At 42.9% G+C, this 17821-nt stretch carries 19 protein-coding genes; 10 read left to right on the top strand and 9 right to left on the bottom strand.

Annotated elements, in window-relative coordinates:
- Nucleotides 1-503: 503 nt before the first annotated feature.
- Together BCY91_RS13170 and BCY91_RS13165 are read right to left on the bottom strand one after the other, a co-directional pair.
- Complete coding sequence (locus BCY91_RS13170) at nucleotides 504-1301, bottom strand: DUF4249 family protein (protein ID WP_120182509.1); 798 nt, start codon at nucleotides 1299-1301, stop codon at nucleotides 504-506.
- A 9-nt stretch (nucleotides 1302-1310) separates the two neighbouring features.
- Nucleotides 1311-3647 (bottom strand): TonB-dependent receptor, encoded by a 2337-nt coding sequence (locus tag BCY91_RS13165; RefSeq protein ID WP_120182508.1) that lies wholly within the window; start codon nucleotides 3645-3647, stop codon nucleotides 1311-1313.
- 147 nt (nucleotides 3648-3794) lie between these two features.
- On the opposite strand from BCY91_RS13165, the gene BCY91_RS13160 reads away from it, so the two are divergent.
- Entirely contained in the window at nucleotides 3795-4313 is a 519-nt protein-coding gene (locus tag BCY91_RS13160) for a DUF2911 domain-containing protein (RefSeq protein ID WP_120182507.1), read from the top strand.
- 522 nt (nucleotides 4314-4835) lie between these two features.
- Here the strand turns inward: BCY91_RS13160 and BCY91_RS17770 are convergent.
- The 6 genes from BCY91_RS17770 to BCY91_RS13140 form a co-directional block, all read right to left on the bottom strand.
- Nucleotides 4836-5198 (bottom strand): DUF6122 family protein, encoded by a 363-nt coding sequence (locus tag BCY91_RS17770; RefSeq protein WP_120182506.1) that lies wholly within the window; start codon nucleotides 5196-5198, stop codon nucleotides 4836-4838.
- 2 nt (nucleotides 5199-5200) lie between these two features.
- Entirely contained in the window at nucleotides 5201-6361 is a 1161-nt protein-coding gene (locus BCY91_RS13150) for a beta-ketoacyl synthase N-terminal-like domain-containing protein (RefSeq protein ID WP_120182505.1), read from the bottom strand.
- Nucleotides 6362-6452: 91 nt separating this feature from the next.
- Complete coding sequence (locus BCY91_RS17655) at nucleotides 6453-6629, bottom strand: DUF6496 domain-containing protein (protein WP_182995383.1); 177 nt, start codon at nucleotides 6627-6629, stop codon at nucleotides 6453-6455.
- A 26-nt stretch (nucleotides 6630-6655) separates the two neighbouring features.
- Nucleotides 6656-6790 carry a hypothetical protein gene (locus BCY91_RS17970; RefSeq protein ID WP_262696816.1) on the bottom strand — a complete coding sequence of 45 codons (135 nt, stop codon included), beginning with the start codon at nucleotides 6788-6790 and terminating at the stop codon, nucleotides 6656-6658.
- A gap of 11 nt (nucleotides 6791-6801) precedes the next feature.
- Nucleotides 6802-7080: a hypothetical protein gene (locus BCY91_RS13145; RefSeq protein ID WP_120182504.1), complete on the bottom strand. Its 279-nt coding sequence runs from the start codon at nucleotides 7078-7080 to the stop codon at nucleotides 6802-6804.
- 184 nt (nucleotides 7081-7264) lie between these two features.
- Complete coding sequence (locus BCY91_RS13140; RefSeq protein WP_120182503.1) at nucleotides 7265-7717, bottom strand: type I restriction enzyme HsdR N-terminal domain-containing protein; 453 nt, start codon at nucleotides 7715-7717, stop codon at nucleotides 7265-7267.
- A 77-nt stretch (nucleotides 7718-7794) separates the two neighbouring features.
- On the opposite strand from BCY91_RS13140, the gene holA reads away from it, so the two are divergent.
- The 6 genes from holA to BCY91_RS13110 all read left to right on the top strand — a co-directional run bounded on the left by holA (nucleotide 7795) and on the right by BCY91_RS13110 (nucleotide 13302).
- A complete protein-coding gene (gene holA / locus BCY91_RS13135; protein WP_120182549.1) occupies nucleotides 7795-8799 on the top strand; it encodes a DNA polymerase III subunit delta in 1005 nt (334 codons plus the stop codon).
- Nucleotides 8800-8887: 88 nt separating this feature from the next.
- On the top strand, nucleotides 8888-9292 hold the full coding sequence (locus BCY91_RS13130) for an EVE domain-containing protein (protein ID WP_120182502.1): 405 nt from the start codon (nucleotides 8888-8890) through the stop codon (nucleotides 9290-9292).
- 247 nt (nucleotides 9293-9539) lie between these two features.
- Nucleotides 9540-9923 (top strand): hypothetical protein, encoded by a 384-nt coding sequence (locus tag BCY91_RS13125; RefSeq protein WP_120182501.1) that lies wholly within the window; start codon nucleotides 9540-9542, stop codon nucleotides 9921-9923.
- Nucleotides 9924-10010: 87 nt separating this feature from the next.
- Nucleotides 10011-11045, top strand: coding sequence for a glutamate 5-kinase (gene proB / locus BCY91_RS13120; protein WP_120182500.1), 1035 nt, complete (start codon nucleotides 10011-10013; stop codon nucleotides 11043-11045).
- Nucleotides 11046-11064: 19 nt separating this feature from the next.
- Nucleotides 11065-12312, top strand: a complete 1248-nt coding sequence (locus BCY91_RS13115) for a glutamate-5-semialdehyde dehydrogenase (RefSeq protein ID WP_120182499.1) — start codon at nucleotides 11065-11067, stop codon at nucleotides 12310-12312.
- An 87-nt stretch (nucleotides 12313-12399) separates the two neighbouring features.
- Nucleotides 12400-13302, top strand: coding sequence for a polysaccharide deacetylase family protein (locus tag BCY91_RS13110; RefSeq protein WP_120182498.1), 903 nt, complete (start codon nucleotides 12400-12402; stop codon nucleotides 13300-13302).
- 383 nt (nucleotides 13303-13685) lie between these two features.
- Here BCY91_RS13110 and BCY91_RS13105 read toward each other — a convergent pair whose 3' ends face one another.
- Nucleotides 13686-14798 carry a trans-sulfuration enzyme family protein gene (locus tag BCY91_RS13105; protein ID WP_120182497.1) on the bottom strand — a complete coding sequence of 371 codons (1113 nt, stop codon included), beginning with the start codon at nucleotides 14796-14798 and terminating at the stop codon, nucleotides 13686-13688.
- Between the two features lie 171 nt (nucleotides 14799-14969).
- Here BCY91_RS13105 and mqnE point away from each other — a divergent pair, with 171 nt between their 5' ends.
- The 3 genes from mqnE to BCY91_RS13090 are packed head-to-tail and all read left to right on the top strand — an operon-like array spanning nucleotide 14970 to nucleotide 17536.
- A complete protein-coding gene (gene mqnE / locus BCY91_RS13100) occupies nucleotides 14970-16166 on the top strand; it encodes an aminofutalosine synthase MqnE (RefSeq protein ID WP_120182496.1) in 1197 nt (398 codons plus the stop codon).
- Nucleotides 16166-16795, top strand: a complete 630-nt coding sequence (locus BCY91_RS13095; RefSeq protein WP_120182495.1) for a histidine phosphatase family protein — start codon at nucleotides 16166-16168, stop codon at nucleotides 16793-16795. The genes mqnE and BCY91_RS13095 overlap by 1 nt, the downstream gene beginning before the upstream one ends.
- 3 nt (nucleotides 16796-16798) lie before the next feature.
- Entirely contained in the window at nucleotides 16799-17536 is a 738-nt protein-coding gene (locus BCY91_RS13090) for a menaquinone biosynthetic enzyme MqnA/MqnD family protein (protein ID WP_120182494.1), read from the top strand.
- The last annotated feature ends 285 nt before the right edge of the window (nucleotides 17537-17821 follow it).

Here is a 17821-nt window from a genome sequence, read left to right as displayed (position 1 = left end):
CGTGGCACGCCTACAGGTTTTCGTTCATCGCCACTAGGGCTAGTCCTTTTTTCGGTAGTTTTTATTATTTTCTTTTGCCCTCAAGAATGCTACGCATTTTTCCTTGACGCAAAGGACCAAAGGTCAAGGCTGACCTCATTTTGTTTGTTCCGCCTGCGGGAAATCTCTGAACGCAAACCGAAGCCGTGCGAACGGTTGTGCTTTAACAAAGTTTGTGCAGCACTCGGCGGTTTGCTCAGGGCAGTGCAAGCATTAATGTTCTGCAAAAGATTTCCCGGGCTTCACTTCCAAAACTCGGAAGGCCGGGCTTATCGCACGCGACACTGAACGCGCTACTTTTTTACTTTTGAATTTTTAATTCGCTCGCAGGCGCGGTGGAGAGTGCCGGGCAATGCAGAAAACTCGCAGCGCTTCCGAACACCTTGTCCCTTACCCATCAAGCCCTTAAACCTTATACCTCACGTTTCATACCTTACGCCTTATGCCTTACGCCTTATACCCCCTCACGGTATTATCGCCGATTTTTCCTCTTTCGTATATGCGCTAAAATAACCTAATGCACCATTATTAAAATTGCTGGTGGGGTTTGCCGGGGTGGTAGGTGGGCCGCCATTGCCGCCAATTTGCGAGATGGCAAAAAAGTAGCGGTAAACATTCATGTCCACGCACTGGAATTCCAGCTTCACTTCATCACCGGTTTTTAGTTCGGGGTCACCGCTAAAAAGTGTGCTGTTTACGTATTTACCATCGTTAAAGCGGTCAAAATCCAGAAAATAGCCTTTTACTTTCTCATTGTTCACATACAAAACGTAACGGTATTGGTTAGCTATATTAGGCATATCTTGGTAATTAACCTTTACGTATTTGCGTTCTTCGCCAAAAAAAGAAATGGCGGTAATGGATAAAGAATCCAGAAAAACCTTCTCGGGCATGGCAGACTGCGCGGTATAAGTTTGGTTACCCACCTTTACAGACAGCTCATAATTGTGTCCGGGTGCACCTTTAAACAATTCGGATTTGTACTCTCCAAAGCGGTTGGTTGCACTAAAAAGGTACAGTTTATTAAGGGTTAAGTCTTTCACGCTTACTTGTGCATCCATAACTGCATCAACTTGGTTGTTTTCTGTAAATGCTTTAGTGCGCGATACCGTCACTTTATGTGCTACAAACTCGTCACTGATATTGCCCTCAATTACAATTAAAGGATCGGCTTCTTTTAAATCAACATCAATTACTTTCTCGCAAGCATTAAATAACGCCAGTGCGCCTATAGCAAAAAATATCAGGATCAAATTCTTCATGCTTTCAAACTAAAATTTAAAATTCCAGGTTACAGAGGGTATAATGCCAAACAAAGAAGTTTGCACGGCTTGTGTCCGGCTGGCATCGTTCGGGTCGTCTTCAAAATCAATAGAAAACGGATTTTTGCGGTTGTAAACATTGTAAATCCCAAAGGACCAGCTCGATTGGTATTTGCGCCCCGGCTTTAACTTTGGCTCTAGCGTGGCCGAAAAATCCAAACGGTGATAAGCCGGTGTGCGGTAACCGTTACGCTCCGAGTAATAAAATACCGTTTCGCCATCTAACTGGTACTTGCCGCTAGGGTAGGTAACCGCGTTACCGGTATTGTACACAAAGGTTGATGAAAGCGTCCACCGCGGGCTGGCTTTGTAAATGCCCACCACAGATAAATCGTGCGTGCGGTCCTGCTTCGCATTAAACCATCGTCCATCATCAATTTGGTCAAACTGCCTTTCCGTTTTGGCCAAAGTATAGCCAATCCAACCGTTAAACTTGCCAAAGCGCTTTTTCAAAAAAAGCTCTACGCCGTAAGCTCTGCCATCGCCAAATAACAAATCGGCTTCCACATTTTTGTTGCCCCGCAAATCGGTCCCGTTCCTGTACTCAATTTGGTTTTTCATGTCTTTATAATATAGCTCGGCAGAAAACTCGTAGGTATCATCCTTAAAATTATTGAAATAACCTATGGCAATTTGGTCCGCAATCTCGGGTTTTACGTTATTGCTGTTCATAATGTATAAATCTGTTGGCGATGTAGCCGTAGAGTTAGACATGAGGTGCAAGTTTTGCGTATTGCGCGTGTATGAGGCCTTGACAGATTTGTTGTTTGAAAACTGGTACGATGCCGCGATGCGAGGCTCCAGATTGAAGTAGTTTTTTACCAACTCGCCACTTTTATAGGTTTGGTTGGTTAGGATATTGCCATCCTCGTCATAAGTGTGAAAAGTACCGCTGCCTAAAGCGCTAAAATTGCTGATACGTGCGCCGTAAGCCAAATGGAGCTTATCGTTTACGTTGTACTCGTCAGAAAAATAAGCCGCCAGCTCTAAGCCGTTACGGTTTTCAATTTTCGTGGCATTTACGCTTGATGCGGCGCTTGCGCCGATGTCGCCCGGAGCAATGGTATGGTGTATCAGGTTTAAACCGAATTTAATCTCGTGCGCGTTATTGGCGGTAAACTGAAAATCTTGCTTTAGGTTATAGTTGCGTATGGCCGATTTTACGTTGAAGTCGTTGTCTTCCAGCAAACTCTTAATCAGGTAGTTGTAATTGCTGTAAATTAAAGAGGTGTTAGAAAACAAACGGTTGGAGAATAGGTGGTTTAAACGCAAGGTGGCCGTGGTATTCCCCCAATCAAACCCAAAACTATTGGTGATGCCCAGTTTATCCCTACCAAAATATCCCGAAAGGTAAATGGTATTTTTATCGTCCAAAATAAAATTGGCTTTGGCATTTAAATCGTAAAAATAAAGGGTGCTGCCTTTAACGCTGGTGTCTGATGAGAATGCGAGGAAAGAATCGGCATAAGTTCTTCGCCCGCTGACCATAAAGGAGCTTTTTTCTTTTTTGATAGGCCCTTCCACTTTTAGGCGCGAAGCTATCAGGCCAATTCCGCCTTCAACGGTATAGTCTTTTTTATTGCCATCATTCATTTTAATATCCAGCACAGAAGCTAAACGGCCGCCATATTGCGCGGGCATACCGCCTTTGTAAATGGTGGCGTCTTTGATGGCATCCGAGTTAAAGGTGGAGAAAAAACCCAGCAGGTGCGATGCGTTGTAAACCGTTGCCTCATCCAGCAAAATCAAATTTTGGTCCGTAGAACCGCCACGTACGTAAAAGCCGCTGTTGCCCTCGCCGGCAGATTTAATGCCGGGCAATAGCTGCAAAGTTTTTAAAATATCGCGCTCGCCAAACAACACAGGGATGCTGTTAATTTCTTTTACATCTAACTTTTGAACGCCCATAATCGGGTTTTCTACGTTGGCATTCCGTTTTTCGGCGTTCACCACAATTTCGTTAAGCTGGTTAGCAGAGGTTAAGGATACATTGCGCTTAGCATCACCGCCAATGCTAATATTTTGGCTAATGCTTTGGTAGCCCACATAGCTGTAAACAAGCTCGTAAACGCCCGCCGGCACACTTAAAGAATAATATCCGTAAGCATTGGTTACGGTAGCAAAAGTGGCAGCGCCTTTAAGCTGTACCGATGCGCCTATTAGGGTTTCGCCAGTACCGCCGTCTTTTACCGTGCCGTTTAAAACAAAATATTTTTGCGCTTGCGCGATGTTTGTACCAACAAATAGCGACAGGAGTAAATGGAAGAAGATGAGTTTTTTAAACATCTTAAATAAAATATTTTAAAGCAGATTTGCGCAAATTTAGCAAAGCGTTTCACATCGGCTAAATTAAAATCATAACGCCCAGGGTATATAAATGTTTTTTCCGCAATTTACCGTAACTTGTACACCCAATTCATTTAATTTAAGCTTATGAACAAAAAAATCGCAATTATTTTAGGGATGTTGGTGTTGGCATTTAACATCAACGTAAAAGCACAGGCAGATAAAAGCAAAAGAGCTAGTCCGCCGGCCAAAGTTTCAGAAACCCTTAAATCTGGCGCTACGGTGAGTATTGATTACAGTCAGCCTTCTGTTAAAGGCAGGGCCATAGGTAAAGAAATTGCACCTTATGGCAAGGTATGGCGTACCGGCGCAAACGAGGCCACCGTTTTTGAAACCTCAAAAGACGTTAAAATAAACGGCAAGGCTTTGCCCGCCGGAAAATATGGCTTGTACAGCATCCCAGGCGAAAACGAATGGACCATCATTTTCAACAAAACCTGGAAACAATGGGGCACCAATTACACCGAGAGCGACGATGCTTTGCGTATTAAAGTAAAACCTGGCACAGCAAAAGATTTTTCGGAAAAGATGACTTTTACCATTAGCCCAAGCGGCGAGGTAAAACTGTTATGGGGAAATGTGGCAGTACCGTTTACGGTGAAGTAGGTGGGTTAGTTGGTTAGTTAGTTAGTTAGTTAGTTAGTTAGTTAGTTAGTTAGTTAGTTAGTTAGTCAGTTAGTTGGTTAGTTAGTTAGGTGGGAGAGTTCATTAGTTCATTAGGCGGGAGAGAGTTCATTAGTTCATCGCTTGGACTATCAACTATGGACTACGGACTATGGACTATCGACCATCAGCTATGGACTATGGACTATCAACCATCAACCATGGACTATCGACCATCTTTTTTGGATAAGGTTTGAAAGTTGTTGCCTCGTTTACAGCCATTGCGAGGAGGCACGACTAAGCAATCTGTACCGTCAAGCACTGAACCTTTGTTCACGGACTTCCGCTCATTAAAGCCTGTGCTAAATAACTTGGAGATTGCTTCAGCGCCATACGCTTTTGCCTGGCGCTTCGCTTCGCAATGAACTGGGGGGCACAATGACTGCGCGGGAGAGCAGATTACGGTTCCCCGTTTTTTTACTCCCTCACTCCCTCATTCCTTTCTTCCCTCATTCCATCCTTCCCTCATTCCATCATCCTCCCCAAAATACTCTCACCCATACAGCTGTGGCAATGCGCAAAAGTCATTAAGCAATCTATAAAATCCGTAAAAATGTGCAGCATCAAACCAATGCCTATCAGCCGGTAAGGCTTTTTACAAAAGAGCAAAGCAATGTAGAACGGAATAACATAAAAGCTGTGCAGGGGATGAAAGCCAATGCTGCAGCGATCGGGTTGGAAGATGGGATTGGCCAGCAGATGGTCCAAATCTACGAGCATCGTAGCTAAAAAAATGAGGTAAGTTTTTTGCCAACTATCCCTAAAAAAAACATAAGCCACCAAAGCCGGAAACACAAAATGCAAGGAATAGTGGACAACGGCCTGCATATTTAAAACGCTTTCTCTATAAGCACACTGGCAGCGTTTCCGCCAAAACCTACGGCATTCACCATTATCTTTTTCAGCTTTTTAACACGTGCTTTTTGGTTCAGATAAGGCACCGGGATAAACAGATTGTGCTGCATCATTAACAGGGCAAACTCTAAACTTAAAGCACCCGATGCGCCAAAGGTATGCCCCAACTTCCATTTATTGCAGGTTAAAAGCGGTGTGCGCTCCCCAAAAACCAAATCTATGGCGCGGCGTTCGGCTAAGTCGCCCAGTACTGTGCCTGGCGAGTGCAGCACTACCGCGTCAACGCTATCCGGACTGTTGCCGTTTAGCGCCATCAGCATGGCTTTTTGCATACAGGTTGCCTCAGCAGAAAGGGACGCGCCGTTTTGGATAATTTCTGTTCCGTAACCTATGCCAGATATATAAGCTATGGCATTGCTGGGGTTGCTTTCTAAAGCAAAGGTGGCGGCGCCTTCGCCCAAAATCATCCCGCTTTTTTGTTTGTCCAAATCCATTGCCTGGCAAGGGTATTCATCTGCCGATGAGGAATAAATCTTTAAGGCTTTCATCTGCGCAAGCGTAAAGGGCGTTAAAGGCGCTTCGCTTCCGCCGGCCAAAAAGTGGGTGGCCAAACCCGATTTTAGCCAAGCAAAAGCATTAATTACCGCATGTAAAGCCGTACTGCAAGTGATAGAGTGTGAGATAGCCGGTCCTGTTGCGCCCAAATCTGTGGCTACCCAGCTGGCAATATTGCCCAAAGTGGTTGCTGGCGAGCAGGCGGGCATGGTTTCTTGTTTGTCGCTGTTTAAAAACTGTTGGTGGTAGCTTTCAAAAAGGGTAGTGGCACCACGGGAAGAGCCTATGTTTATTCCAAAGGACACATTGGCACCCCATTTGGCCTTTGTAAGCGCTTGGCGCGATGTTGCGATGGCGAAAAGCACGCTGGGATCTAAATTGCGATAGGCCTGTTTTTCTGCTCTAATTTTTTTGATGGCCTCTTCATCTGCCAAGGCGCCGCACCAATCTTCGTCTGTTAAAAACCTCTTTTTTGTTAAACGGTGCTTGTTGCTCAGGTACTGTTCCCATATTTCATTGGTGGCAGCCCCTAAAGCCGAACTGCTTCCCCAGCCAACAATGCCAATTTTATCCGAATTCATTATTGGCAAATATGCTGTTTTAAATTTTTTAGACGAACAATGCCGCGTAAAAAGAAAGCCCTTCGCTATCAAATGCGCTAATCCCGCCTTGCTATTTTTTCTTCTTCGGTACTTTAGCGCCTTCTTTTCGGGCCTCGGACAAACCGATAGCAACCGCTTGTTTCTTTGAAGTTACTTTTTTACCCGAGCCGGTTTTTAACTTCCCTTCCTTCATCTCGTGCATTGTTTCCTCTACTTTCTCGCTCGCTTTTTCTGAATATTTTGCCATGACATTGGTTTTTTTCGGGATTAAAACTATCTTCTAACGCGGCTGTTCGCGTTTTTAGCGCTGGTATTTTCTTTGGCTTTTAGCGCTTTGTCTTCTTTAGATACCTTAGAAGCTTCTTCCTTGGCCTCCTTATTAATTTTTGTTGTTGCTGCGTTTTTCATGGTTGCTAGTTTTAATCTTTGTTAACAAACTTGTGGAAGGTGCTGGTTTCGCCATCTTCTTTTTCATCTTGATACAAGAAGTTGAGGTTCTTATCGTCGAAAGTCTCAAAAAAATCGTCCCAGCTAATCTCTTCAAAATCATCAGCATTGCTGTGCTCTGGAAAATGGATGCGCAACACCCCATCTGATGTTGAATTACCTGTTCCTTTTATCCGTGTGGGCACGCCATTTCTTTCTTCGGCCCATTGTTTAATCTGTTGGTGATTGCTTGTTTGCTTTGATGTTTCCATGATGTATGTTTTTTAAAGGTATAAGCAAGGGGTATAAAAAACCATGCCAGCAGGGTACAAGGGTGGCTAGGTGTCGGAAATAAAATGTAGGGCAGCTCATCGCTACGATGTGAAAATTTAATAGTTCCGGATTGGTTTATAGGAAAGTGGCGGCATATAAACCGCGTTAAACCCTAATTCGCTTTTAGATGTAGGCCGGTAGATCCTCTAAAAAGGTATAACCTTCATTATCGTAATCAATGGCGGCGCAAAAATGCTGTAAACCATTGCTCACCATCAAGTATTTTACCTTATGCACCAGATTATAACGCGCAGCTTGGTCAAACACGTCTTGACTTATTTTTACTGTGCTGGCTTTACATTCTACCAAAACAGTGGGTTCTCCCATGCGGTTGAACAGTAAAATATCGGTTCTCTTTTGTAATTTGTTGAGTTTTAAACCGCCCTCTAGCTTAATTAGGGTTTTAGGATATTTTTTGTGCACAATTAAAAACTGCACCAAATGCTGCCTTACCCATTCTTCTGGCGTGAGTACAATATCGCGTTTACGCAGCTCGTCAAAAATAAAAAGCGTATTGTTTTGCTGGCTTAGCTTAAATGGGTAGGGCGGTAAGTTGAGCGGAACGGGCTGAAACATCCTGCAAATTAAAGCCGAATTTTCAACAATCAGCGTTTTGCACCCGAATATTTATAATTTAGCTCCCACACATGGCAATCAGCGCATCAGACATTATTAAAGACATTAAAGCCCGCAAGCTAAAGCCCATTTATTTGTTGCACGGCGAAGAAAGCTATTATATTGATTTGATTAGCGAGGCGCTTGAACAAGAAGTTTTGTCGGAAGCGGAACGTGGCTTTAACCAAACTGTTTTATACGGTAAAGACACCGACGTGACCACCGTTTTAAACGCCGCAAAGCGCTACCCCATGATGAGCGATTACCAAGTGGTGATGGTAAAAGAAGCGCAAGAGCTAAAAATTGATAAAGCGGCGGACGCTTTTCAGGCTTACTGCGAAAACCCTTTGAAAAGTACCGTATTGGTGCTATGCCATAAATACGGCAAGTTTGACAAACGGAAAAAGGTTTTTAAGGTAATTGAAAAAAACGGACTCGCTTTTGAGTCGGCCACCATTTACGACAATAAAGTTCCTGCTTGGATAGAAGATTTTGTGCGCGGAAAAGGCCACCACATTAACCCTAGCGCCTCTGCCTTGTTGGGCGAATATTTGGGTAACGATTTAAGCAAGGTGGCTAACGAGCTGGAAAAACTGATGCTGAACGTGCCGAAAGGCAAAGAGATTGGCAGCAAAGAAGTGCAAGACAATATCGGCATCAGTAAAGAATACAATGTGTTTGAGCTGCAAAATGCTTTGGCGCGCAAAGATGTTTTTAAAGCAAACCAAATTATCAATTACTTTGAGGCAAACCCGAAAGCCAATCCTTATGTGTTAATTATCGGGACGTTAAGCTCGTGGTTTACCAAGATTTTAAAACTGCACTACATCCAGAATAAAGGTGAGGCGGCAAAAGAGTTAGGCGTAAATCCTTATTTTATAAAAGATTACGAGCAAGCTGCGCGCAACTATCCCTTAGGGAAAGTTTTTGAGGTGATGTCTTTATTGCGCACCTACGATTTAAAAGCTAAAGGCGTAGATAGTACCGGCAATACAGAAACCGGCGATTTGTTAAAAGAGCTGGTGTTTAGGATTATACATTAGGGAGCGGGGAGTAAAGATTAAAGAGCAAAGACATAAGAGAAAATTCCATCATTCACTCATTCAAAATTCACTCATTCATCATTAAACAATGCAATACTTCTTAGTAAAATCAGAGCCTTTTAAATACAGCTGGGAACAGTTTAACAAAGACGGCCGTACGTTTTGGGACGGTGTGCGCAATTACCAAGCGCGTAACAACCTAAAAGAGATGAAAGAGGGCGATTTGGTGCTTTTTTACCATAGCAATGAAGGGAAAAATGTGGTCGGGATTGCGAAAGTAGTAAAAGAATTTTATCAAGACCCCACCACAGATGACGAACGCTGGGTAGTGGTAGATTTAGTTCCGGTGCAAAGTTTAAAAAACCCCGTAAGCTTAGAAGCCATAAAAAACGACGAGCGCCTAAAAGACGTTTCGCTGGTGCGCCAAGGCCGGCTTTCTGTGATGACTTTAAAACCCGAGGAATTTGATAGGATTGTGGAGTTGGGAAGCTGATTGGTAGTGAGTAGTGAGTAGTGAGTATTGGGTAGTGAGTAGTGAGTAGGGAGTATTGGGTATTGAGTATTGGGTAGGGAGTAGGGAGATCTAGCGCGACTATTGAGTACTCACCATTCACCATTGACTAACATCATTCACCATTGACCGTCAACCACAGACCATGGACTATTAACTATCAACCATCGACTAACCACCATGGACTATCAACCATTGACTACTCACCATTTACCATTCACCATACGCGATGAAAAACACCTTATTTATACTTATCTTTTTTATTTGCGCCTGCACGGCATCGGTAAAGCAAGAAGATTTAATTGGCCGTTGGAATTATGTTTCTTATGCCTATGAAAACAAATCTTTGGACAAACCTTTGGCAAACATCGCTTCGCAAAAGCCCTTTATTCAGTTTTTTGAGGATGGCAAGTGCCGTATCGTTTCTAGCGGTAAAACCTTATCCGAAGGCACTTATACTTTAGACGGAAAGATAATCCGATACATGGAGGAACTGCCGGACGGACAAACTCGGCCGGTGCCATTTTTAATAAAATCTTTAAGCGCAGAAGAATTGGTTTTCCAAACGATGGATGCGGAGGTAAAAATCATCACCGCAAAAAAGGCTAAGTAGCTAAGAATGCCGCTTTAATCAAACAAAAACCTAATTAATTTATTTATTCGGCGGGCTATTTATAATTTAGGGCTTTAAAACAAAAAATTGAAAAAGCCCATACTCGTTATAAAATTTGGATCGGCATCTGTTACCACCGCCAGCCATGAAATTGATGAAACTGTGATTGCCTCTGTGGCACAGCAGGTTTCGTTCTTGAGTAAAAGCTACAACATTGTGCTGGTATCATCCGGTGCGGTGGCGGCGGGTAAAAAAAAGCTGGTCAATTATAAAGGGACGCTGAGCGAAAAAAAAGCGGCCGCTGCTGTAGGAAACCCCTTGCTGCTACAAACCTATTCGCGTTATTTTTTGCCTTACGGTGTTTCCATTGCGCAAAGCCTGTGCGAACGTCATCATTTCTCTAACCGCAACCAGTTTTTGCAACTGAAAAAAACCTACGAGCAACTGTGGAAAAGCAATATTATCCCAGTTGCAAACGAAAATGATGTGGTGAGCAATTTGGAGATTAAGTTTTCTGATAATGATGAGCTGGCGACCTTAATTGCCGTTGGTTTTGGCGCGCAGATGGTGTTGTACTGCACCTCTGTCCCCGGTGTTTATGATGATAACGGTAAAGTAATTAGTGAAATACCCTTGATAGACCGTGCTGCGCTTTCTTTAGCTAAAAAGGAAAAATCGAGCGTGGGGCTTGGCGGTATGACATCCAAACTTACATTTGCGCGTTTAGCCACGCAAATGGGCATAAAAGCCGTTATCTTCGGGATAAAAAGCGAAAATGCCATCATTAACGCGGTAGAAGGTAAAACCGGAACGGTTTGCTTGGCGCAAAACAGCAATATATCTGCCCGCAACAAATGGCTGGCCAGTGGAAGTATAATCAAAGGGCAGGTACAGGTAGATGACGGTGCGGTAAAAGCATTGTTAAAACGCCACAGTTTGCTGGCGGTAGGCGTGCAAAAACTATTGCGCCATTTTGAAGCAGGCGAAGTATTCGAAATTGTAGATGCCGAAAAAACCGTCATCGCGGTAGCAAAATCTAAGTTAGATTCGCATACGTTAACGCAACAAGAAAATAAACAGAATATCGAAATAGCACACGCTGATGATATTGTGTTGATATAAACGCTTGAAAACAGAGCATATGAAAGATATAAAAGACTTACTAATTAACGCGTCGGAAGCCAGTGTAAGCATCCGTAGCCTTTCGGCAACTAAAAAAGCATTGGTGTTAAATGCCATTGCTGATGAATTGTTGGCCAACGAGGCCGAGATTATTGCAGAAAACCTGAAGGATTTAAACCGGATGGACAATGCCAACCCGAAGAAAGACCGCTTATTGCTCAACAAAGAACGTATTGCGGCTTTGGCACAAAGCACGCGCGATGTGGCCCAGCTAGAGGATCCAACAGGTAAAGTGCTATCTACACAGAAAATGGAGAACGGTTTGTTGATACAGAAAAAAACCGTCGCCCTTGGTGTGGTGGGTGTGATATACGAATCGCGCCCTAACGTAACCATTGATGTGGCTACGCTGTGCATCCGCTCGGGCAATGCCTGTTTGTTACGTGGCGGCTCTGATGCCGATGCCACAAACCTTTGTTTGGTGCATATTATTCGCGATGTTTTGCGCGCGTATCATTTAAACCCAAACATTGTGCAGCTGTTGCCGGTGGACCGCAAACATGTAGAAGAGTTGCTTACCGCAGATAAATATGTGGATATTTTGATTCCGCGCGGCTCGCAGGAACTGATTGATTTTGTGCGCCAAAATGCTAAGGTACCGGTAATTGAAACCGGTGCAGGTGTTTGCCACACTTATGTAGAGAAAAGTGCAGATTTAGAAAAAGCGGCAAAAATTGTTTGGAATGCAAAAGTTAGCCGTCCATCTGTATGTAACGCATTAGATACTATTTTGTTAGATGAAGAAATCGCAAGTGATGCTTTAGCTTTAATTGCGCCCTTACTTGCCCAAGATAAGGTAGAAGTTTTTGCAGATGAGAAAGCTTACGCGATATTAAAAGATTTAAAATATCCTTTGTTAAAGGTCGCAGAAGCCGAAGATTTCGGTCGCGAGTTTTTATCGATGAAATGCTCTGTAAAAGTGGTCGGAAACACCAAAGAGGCCTTACAGCACATCCAAAAATATTCGTCTAAACATTCGGAAGCTATTGTGAGCCAAAATGAGGAGAAGATTGAAGATTTTTTAAACCAAGTGGATGCAGCGGCGGTATATGCCAACGCTTCTACGCGATTTACTGACGGCGGCGTATTTGGCTTAGGTGCCGAGATTGGCATTTCTACGCAAAAACTTCATGCCCGCGGACCGTTTGCGTTAGAAAAACTAGTTACCGAGAAATGGGTGGTTAAAGGCGATGGGCAGATTAGGTAGCTTTTAAATTAAAAAGTGAAAATTAAAAAGCGAGAATAAAAAAGTAAAAACTGGAATAGCCAACAAATAATAAACAACGTTCAATAAATGAAAAAAATATTTCTTGGAATCTGCGCATTGTCCCTTATTTATGCAAGCGCTTGCAACTCCTCATCGTCAAAAACAAACCAATCTGCAGATTCAGCTGCGGCGGCGGGAGCTGACAGTGTACAAACCACAGCAACAAACACAAGCGAGAATGAAACCACTGCAGCGGCTGACCATAAAAACCGTAAAATTGCTGATGCAGCTACTATTTTAGCGCGCAAACAGGTTCCGGTTTTGTGTTACCATCAAATTAGAGATTGGCGCGAGAAAGACTCTAAAAGCGCTAGAGATTATATTATCCCGGTAGCCACGTTTAAAGCGCAAATAAAAATGCTGGCGGATAGCGGTTACAACAGCATTCAGCCAGATCAGCTTTACAACTATTTGGCTTACGGCGATCCTCTGCCGCCAAAGCCCGTAATGTTAACTTTTGACGATACCGATTACGATCAATATAGCGTTGGTGCTAAAGTGCTAGATCAGTACGGATTTAAAGGCGTTTATTTTATCATGACGGTTTCTATCGGCAAAAAAGGCAAAGTGCATTACATGAGCAAAGAGGATATCAAAGATTTATCCGACCGTGGGAACGCCATTGGGAGCCACACTTATGACCATCAAAACTTTAAAAAATTTAGCGGTGATGATTGGGTAACCCAGATTGAGAAGCCGACGGCTACTTTAGAGGCTATTACCGGTAAAAAAATCGTCGATTTTGCTTACCCTTTCGGTTTGTGGAATTCAAAAGGTATCCCCGAACTTAAAAAGAGAGGTTTCAGATCAGCGTATGCACTGGCGCAAAAACGCGATGAAAAAGAGCCTTTATATACCATCCGCCGTATTATTGCCAGCGGCTACTGGAGCCCAAAAACCTTGCATAACAGCATGGTAAATAGTTTTTAGAACAGGGAGTATTGAGTATTGAGTATTGGGTAGTGAATGATGCTTTATAAAATGCTTCGTAAAAACTACAATCCATCGATTGTTTTAATTGACATAGCGAACAATAATGTTCCCATCAATAGCGCCGGATTTCAATCCGGCGTTTATTGTTAACGATGGACAATCATTTCACAAAAACCCCAATCCACGCGTATAAACGACAAATTGAATAGCTAAAAACCAGAGAGCCATACCATCAATAGCGCCGCCGGATTTCAATCCGGCGTTCCGGCGTTTGTTATTTAAAAAAGGCTTTAGCCGAAACCAAATCTGTTTCATCAAAGCCTTTAGCCGTTTATTCTTTTCTCCTTATTCCTTACTCCTTATTCCTTACTCCTTATTCCTCAAAGAGCCGCTTCCAAATCCGCAATTAAATCATCAATATGCTCTAAACCCACAGAAACGCGCAACAAGTTCTTTGGAGTCTGCGTATCGGGACCTTCAACAGAATAACGGTGTTCTATTAAACTTTCTACACCGCCCAAGCTTGTTGCTTGCGTAAAAATCTTTAAGCTATTTACTAGCGCATGTGCTTTTTCTTCGCCACCCTTTACCAAAAATGAAAGCATCCCACCAAAACTGATCATCTGTTTTTTTGCCAGTTCATGTTGCGGATGCGATGCTAAGCCCGGATAATAAACGGCTTCTACACCCGGATGCTTCTCTAGGTAATTTGCTAAAGCAGTGGCATTTTGCACGTGGCCGCGCATACGGTAAGGCAAAGTTTTAATGCCACGCGTGATTAAATAGCAGTCGAACGGAGCGGGCACAGCACCGCCAAAGCCTTGTACCGTGCGGATTTTCTCCCACAATTCGTTTTTTTCTTTGGTAATTAAAGCACCGCCAGAAACGTCGCTATGGCCGTTAATGAATTTAGTGGTCGAGTGCATAACCAAATCGGCGCCCAAAGCCAAAGGTTGCTGGCAAAGCGGTGTAGCAAAAGTATTGTCCACTGCAAAAGTAATATCATGTTCGCGTGCTAAATGCGCAATGCCTGCGATATCACAAAGTTTCATGGCCGGGTTTGATGGCGACTCGGCCCAAATCAGTTTAGTTTCTTTTTTGAAGCAGTTTAGGATGTTCTCTAAGTGGGTAAAATCGATAAAATCGAAAGTTAAAATACCTTTAAAAAGCAGTTTAAGCTGGTTTCTGAGGCCGTGGTACATATCATCAGGACAAATAATGTGGCTACCCGGTTCCATGGCTTGGAAAACCGACATCCCCGCCGCGTTTCCAGAGGAAAAAGCACAAGCATCGGCACCGCCTTCTAATTTGGCCAATACATTTTCTAAAGCCTCTCGGTTAGGATTTTCAGCCCTTGAATACATATAACCGCCCGGGTAACCGCCGTCGTGCCCTCGTAAAAAAGTAGTTGAAAGTGTTATTGGTTGTACAACGGCGCCGGTTTTTTCATCCGTTTTATTTCCGGCATGGATGGCTAAAGTTTCGATTTTCATTTTATGGGTTATTTAAAAGCTCGGCGGGTAAAAAAATACGATTTCAGCTAAGATGTAGCTTCATCCGCCGATAGGCTGTTTCGCGCCAAATTAACATTTTCTCCGCTGTTTTACATTAATCAAACCGAATTAGCGGGGCATTTTTGCTATTTTTGACCAAATTCTAGCAAGATGAATTCGACCCACCAAATCCATACATTATTAGCTGATAGCAGACTAAGCAAAAAACACCGCCAAATAGCCGAAAAAGTTTTGAACGAAGAAAGAATAAGCTTTGAGGAAGGTGTATTTTTATTTGAAGAAGGGGAGTTGGCTTATGTAGGTGTTTTAGCAAATTATATGCGCGAAAAACGCCACGGGAACAAAACCTATTTCAACCGTAATTTCCATATCGAGCCAACCAATTTATGCGTTTACGACTGCAAATTTTGCTCGTATTCTGTTTTAATCAAAGATAGAAGTGATGGCTGGGAATACACTATGGATGAGATGCTTAACATTGTAAAATCTTACGATAACCAGCCTGTAACAGAAGCACATATAGTAGGAGGGGTGTTGCCGCAATATAATCTTGAATTTTACACCAATTTGTTTGCATCTATAAAAGCGCATCGCCCAGAATTGCACGTAAAAGCCTTAACACCGGTAGAATACCATTACATATTTAAGAAAGCAAAAATTGACTATGCCACCGGTATGCAGCTGATGAAGAATGCGGGTTTAGATTCGATGCCGGGTGGCGGAGCAGAGATATTTGATCCCGAAATACGCAACCAAATTGCCAAAGATAAATGTACCGGCGAGCAGTGGCTACAAATACATGAAGAGTGGCATAAACTGGGTATGCGCTCAAATGCCACCATGTTGTACGGCCATATCGAAAACTATAAACACCGGATAGACCATCTGGAGCAATTGCGTGCTTTGCAGGATAAAACTGGCGGTTTCCAAACGTTTATCCCGCTAAAATTCAGAAATAAGGAGAACCAAATGGCACATGTGCCAGAATCCTCCGTGATAGAAGACCTTCGTAATTACGCTATTTCACGCATTTATCTGGATAATTTCGATCATATTAAAGCCTACTGGGCAATGATTAGCCGAAATACCGCTCAGCTTTCACTTAACTTTGGAGTTGATGATATTGACGGAACTTTAGACGATACCACCAAAATTTACAGCATGGCCGGGGCAGAAGAACAGCATCCAGCTATGAGTACTAAAGATTTAGTAAAACTAATTAAAGCCGTTGGACGCGAGCCAATTGAACGAGATACGCTTTACAATGTAATCACAGATTATACCAATGTAGCGTTTGATGATGAGCCGAAACCGAAATATTATGCATTACCCGTAGTAAATAATTAATGAGCGAGCCAACAATAAAAAGATTATACATTATACGCCACGGCGAAACAGAACTTAACAAAAACAAGGTAGTACAAGGCAGGGGCGTTGATGCCGATTTAAATGATACCGGCAGGGCGCAGGCCGAGGCCTTTTATCAGCGTTATAAAAACGTTCCTTTTGATAAAATTTATACGTCGGCCTTAAAAAGAACCCACCAAACCGTAGCGAAGTTTATCGAAAAAGGGATTGCTTGGGAGCAACTTCCTGGTTTAGATGAAATAGCCTGGGGCAATTACGAGGGGAAAAAACATTCGCCAGAGCTAGACGCCAGTTTTATAGCTTTGGTTGAGTCTTGGAACAAAGGACAATACGATAACAAAGCGGAAGGAGGGGAGAGCCCCAATGAAGTGCATATCCGCCAGATGGAGGCTATTGCACATATTTTATCGCACCGGGATGAAAAAACTGTTTTGGTGTGTATGCACGGGCGCGCGTTACGGTTGCTGCTTTGCGGATTAATGAAAAAACCTTTTGACCAAATGGAAGATTTTCCGCACCAAAATACGTCTCTTTACATTTTAGATTACGATTATGAACGGGATCTTTTCATGATCGAAACTTTTAACAGCACTGCACATCTTCAATAACTTATGGTGAAAATTTCGGCGGTGAGCTACACCAATACCATCCCGTTTATATACGGTTTACAACATCATAGCATAAAAAATTCAATAGATTTAAGTTTAGATGTGCCCGCAACCTGCGCAGATAAATTGCAAGAAAACGTGGTCGACATTGGTTTAATCCCCGTAGCGGCCATATTGAATTTGCCGGAGGCGCATGTTATTTCCGATTATTGCATAGGCGCAAGTGGAGCGGTAAACTCTGTTTTCGTGTTCAGCAATTGTCCAATACACGAAGTGAAATATCTGCAACTGGATCCACAATCCAAATCGTCAAACAACTTGGCTTTGGTGCTTCTAAAAAACTTTTGGAAAGTACAGCCCGAGCTGGTTTACAAGGCTAAAGAATACGGACGTTCGCCACACCCGAAAACGGCTTTTGTACAAATAGGCGACCGTACTTTTGGCAAAGTGGACAAATATCCTTACGTGTACGATTTGGCAGCCGAATGGCAAAAGTTCACCGGTTTAGAGTTTGTTTTTGCGGCCTGGGTGAGCAATAAAGTGATAGATCCAGAATTTGTAAGCCAACTGAACGAAGCCTTAAAATTTGGTTTAGATAGCCGGTTGAAGATTTTCGAAAATTTAGAGATGCGCAAAGATTTTGATCTGGTGGATTACCTGATGCACAAAATTGATTACCGATTGACAGATAGCAAAAAGCAGGCGATGCAGTTATTTCACAAGCTGATTAGAGAGTTGTAGTGCTTGCGGTAATTGGTGAAGATATGGACTGCATTAGGAAGTACCGGAAAAGGCGAAGACAGAGTTCAGCTCAGTGTTACTTAACATAATATCAATTATAAGACAAATATTGGTGGGTTTTTTAATAAATATTGAGACGGCTTTATAGCAACTATTTCGGTAACAAACTATAGGTTTGGCTTGGCTGAAATAACATACTCAAAGCATTGGGCTTAATCTTAAGTATCGGGCCTTTTTCCACGACTTTGCCGGCAGTGGCTTGCTTTTTATAAGACAAATATTGGT

The sequence above is a fragment of the Pelobium manganitolerans genome, assembly GCF_003609575.1.
GTDB classification, from domain to species: Bacteria; Bacteroidota; Bacteroidia; order Sphingobacteriales; family Sphingobacteriaceae; genus Pseudopedobacter; species Pseudopedobacter manganitolerans.
The sequence above is the reverse complement of the archived record's forward strand: the minus strand, read 5'-3'. Positions and strand labels throughout refer to the sequence as shown.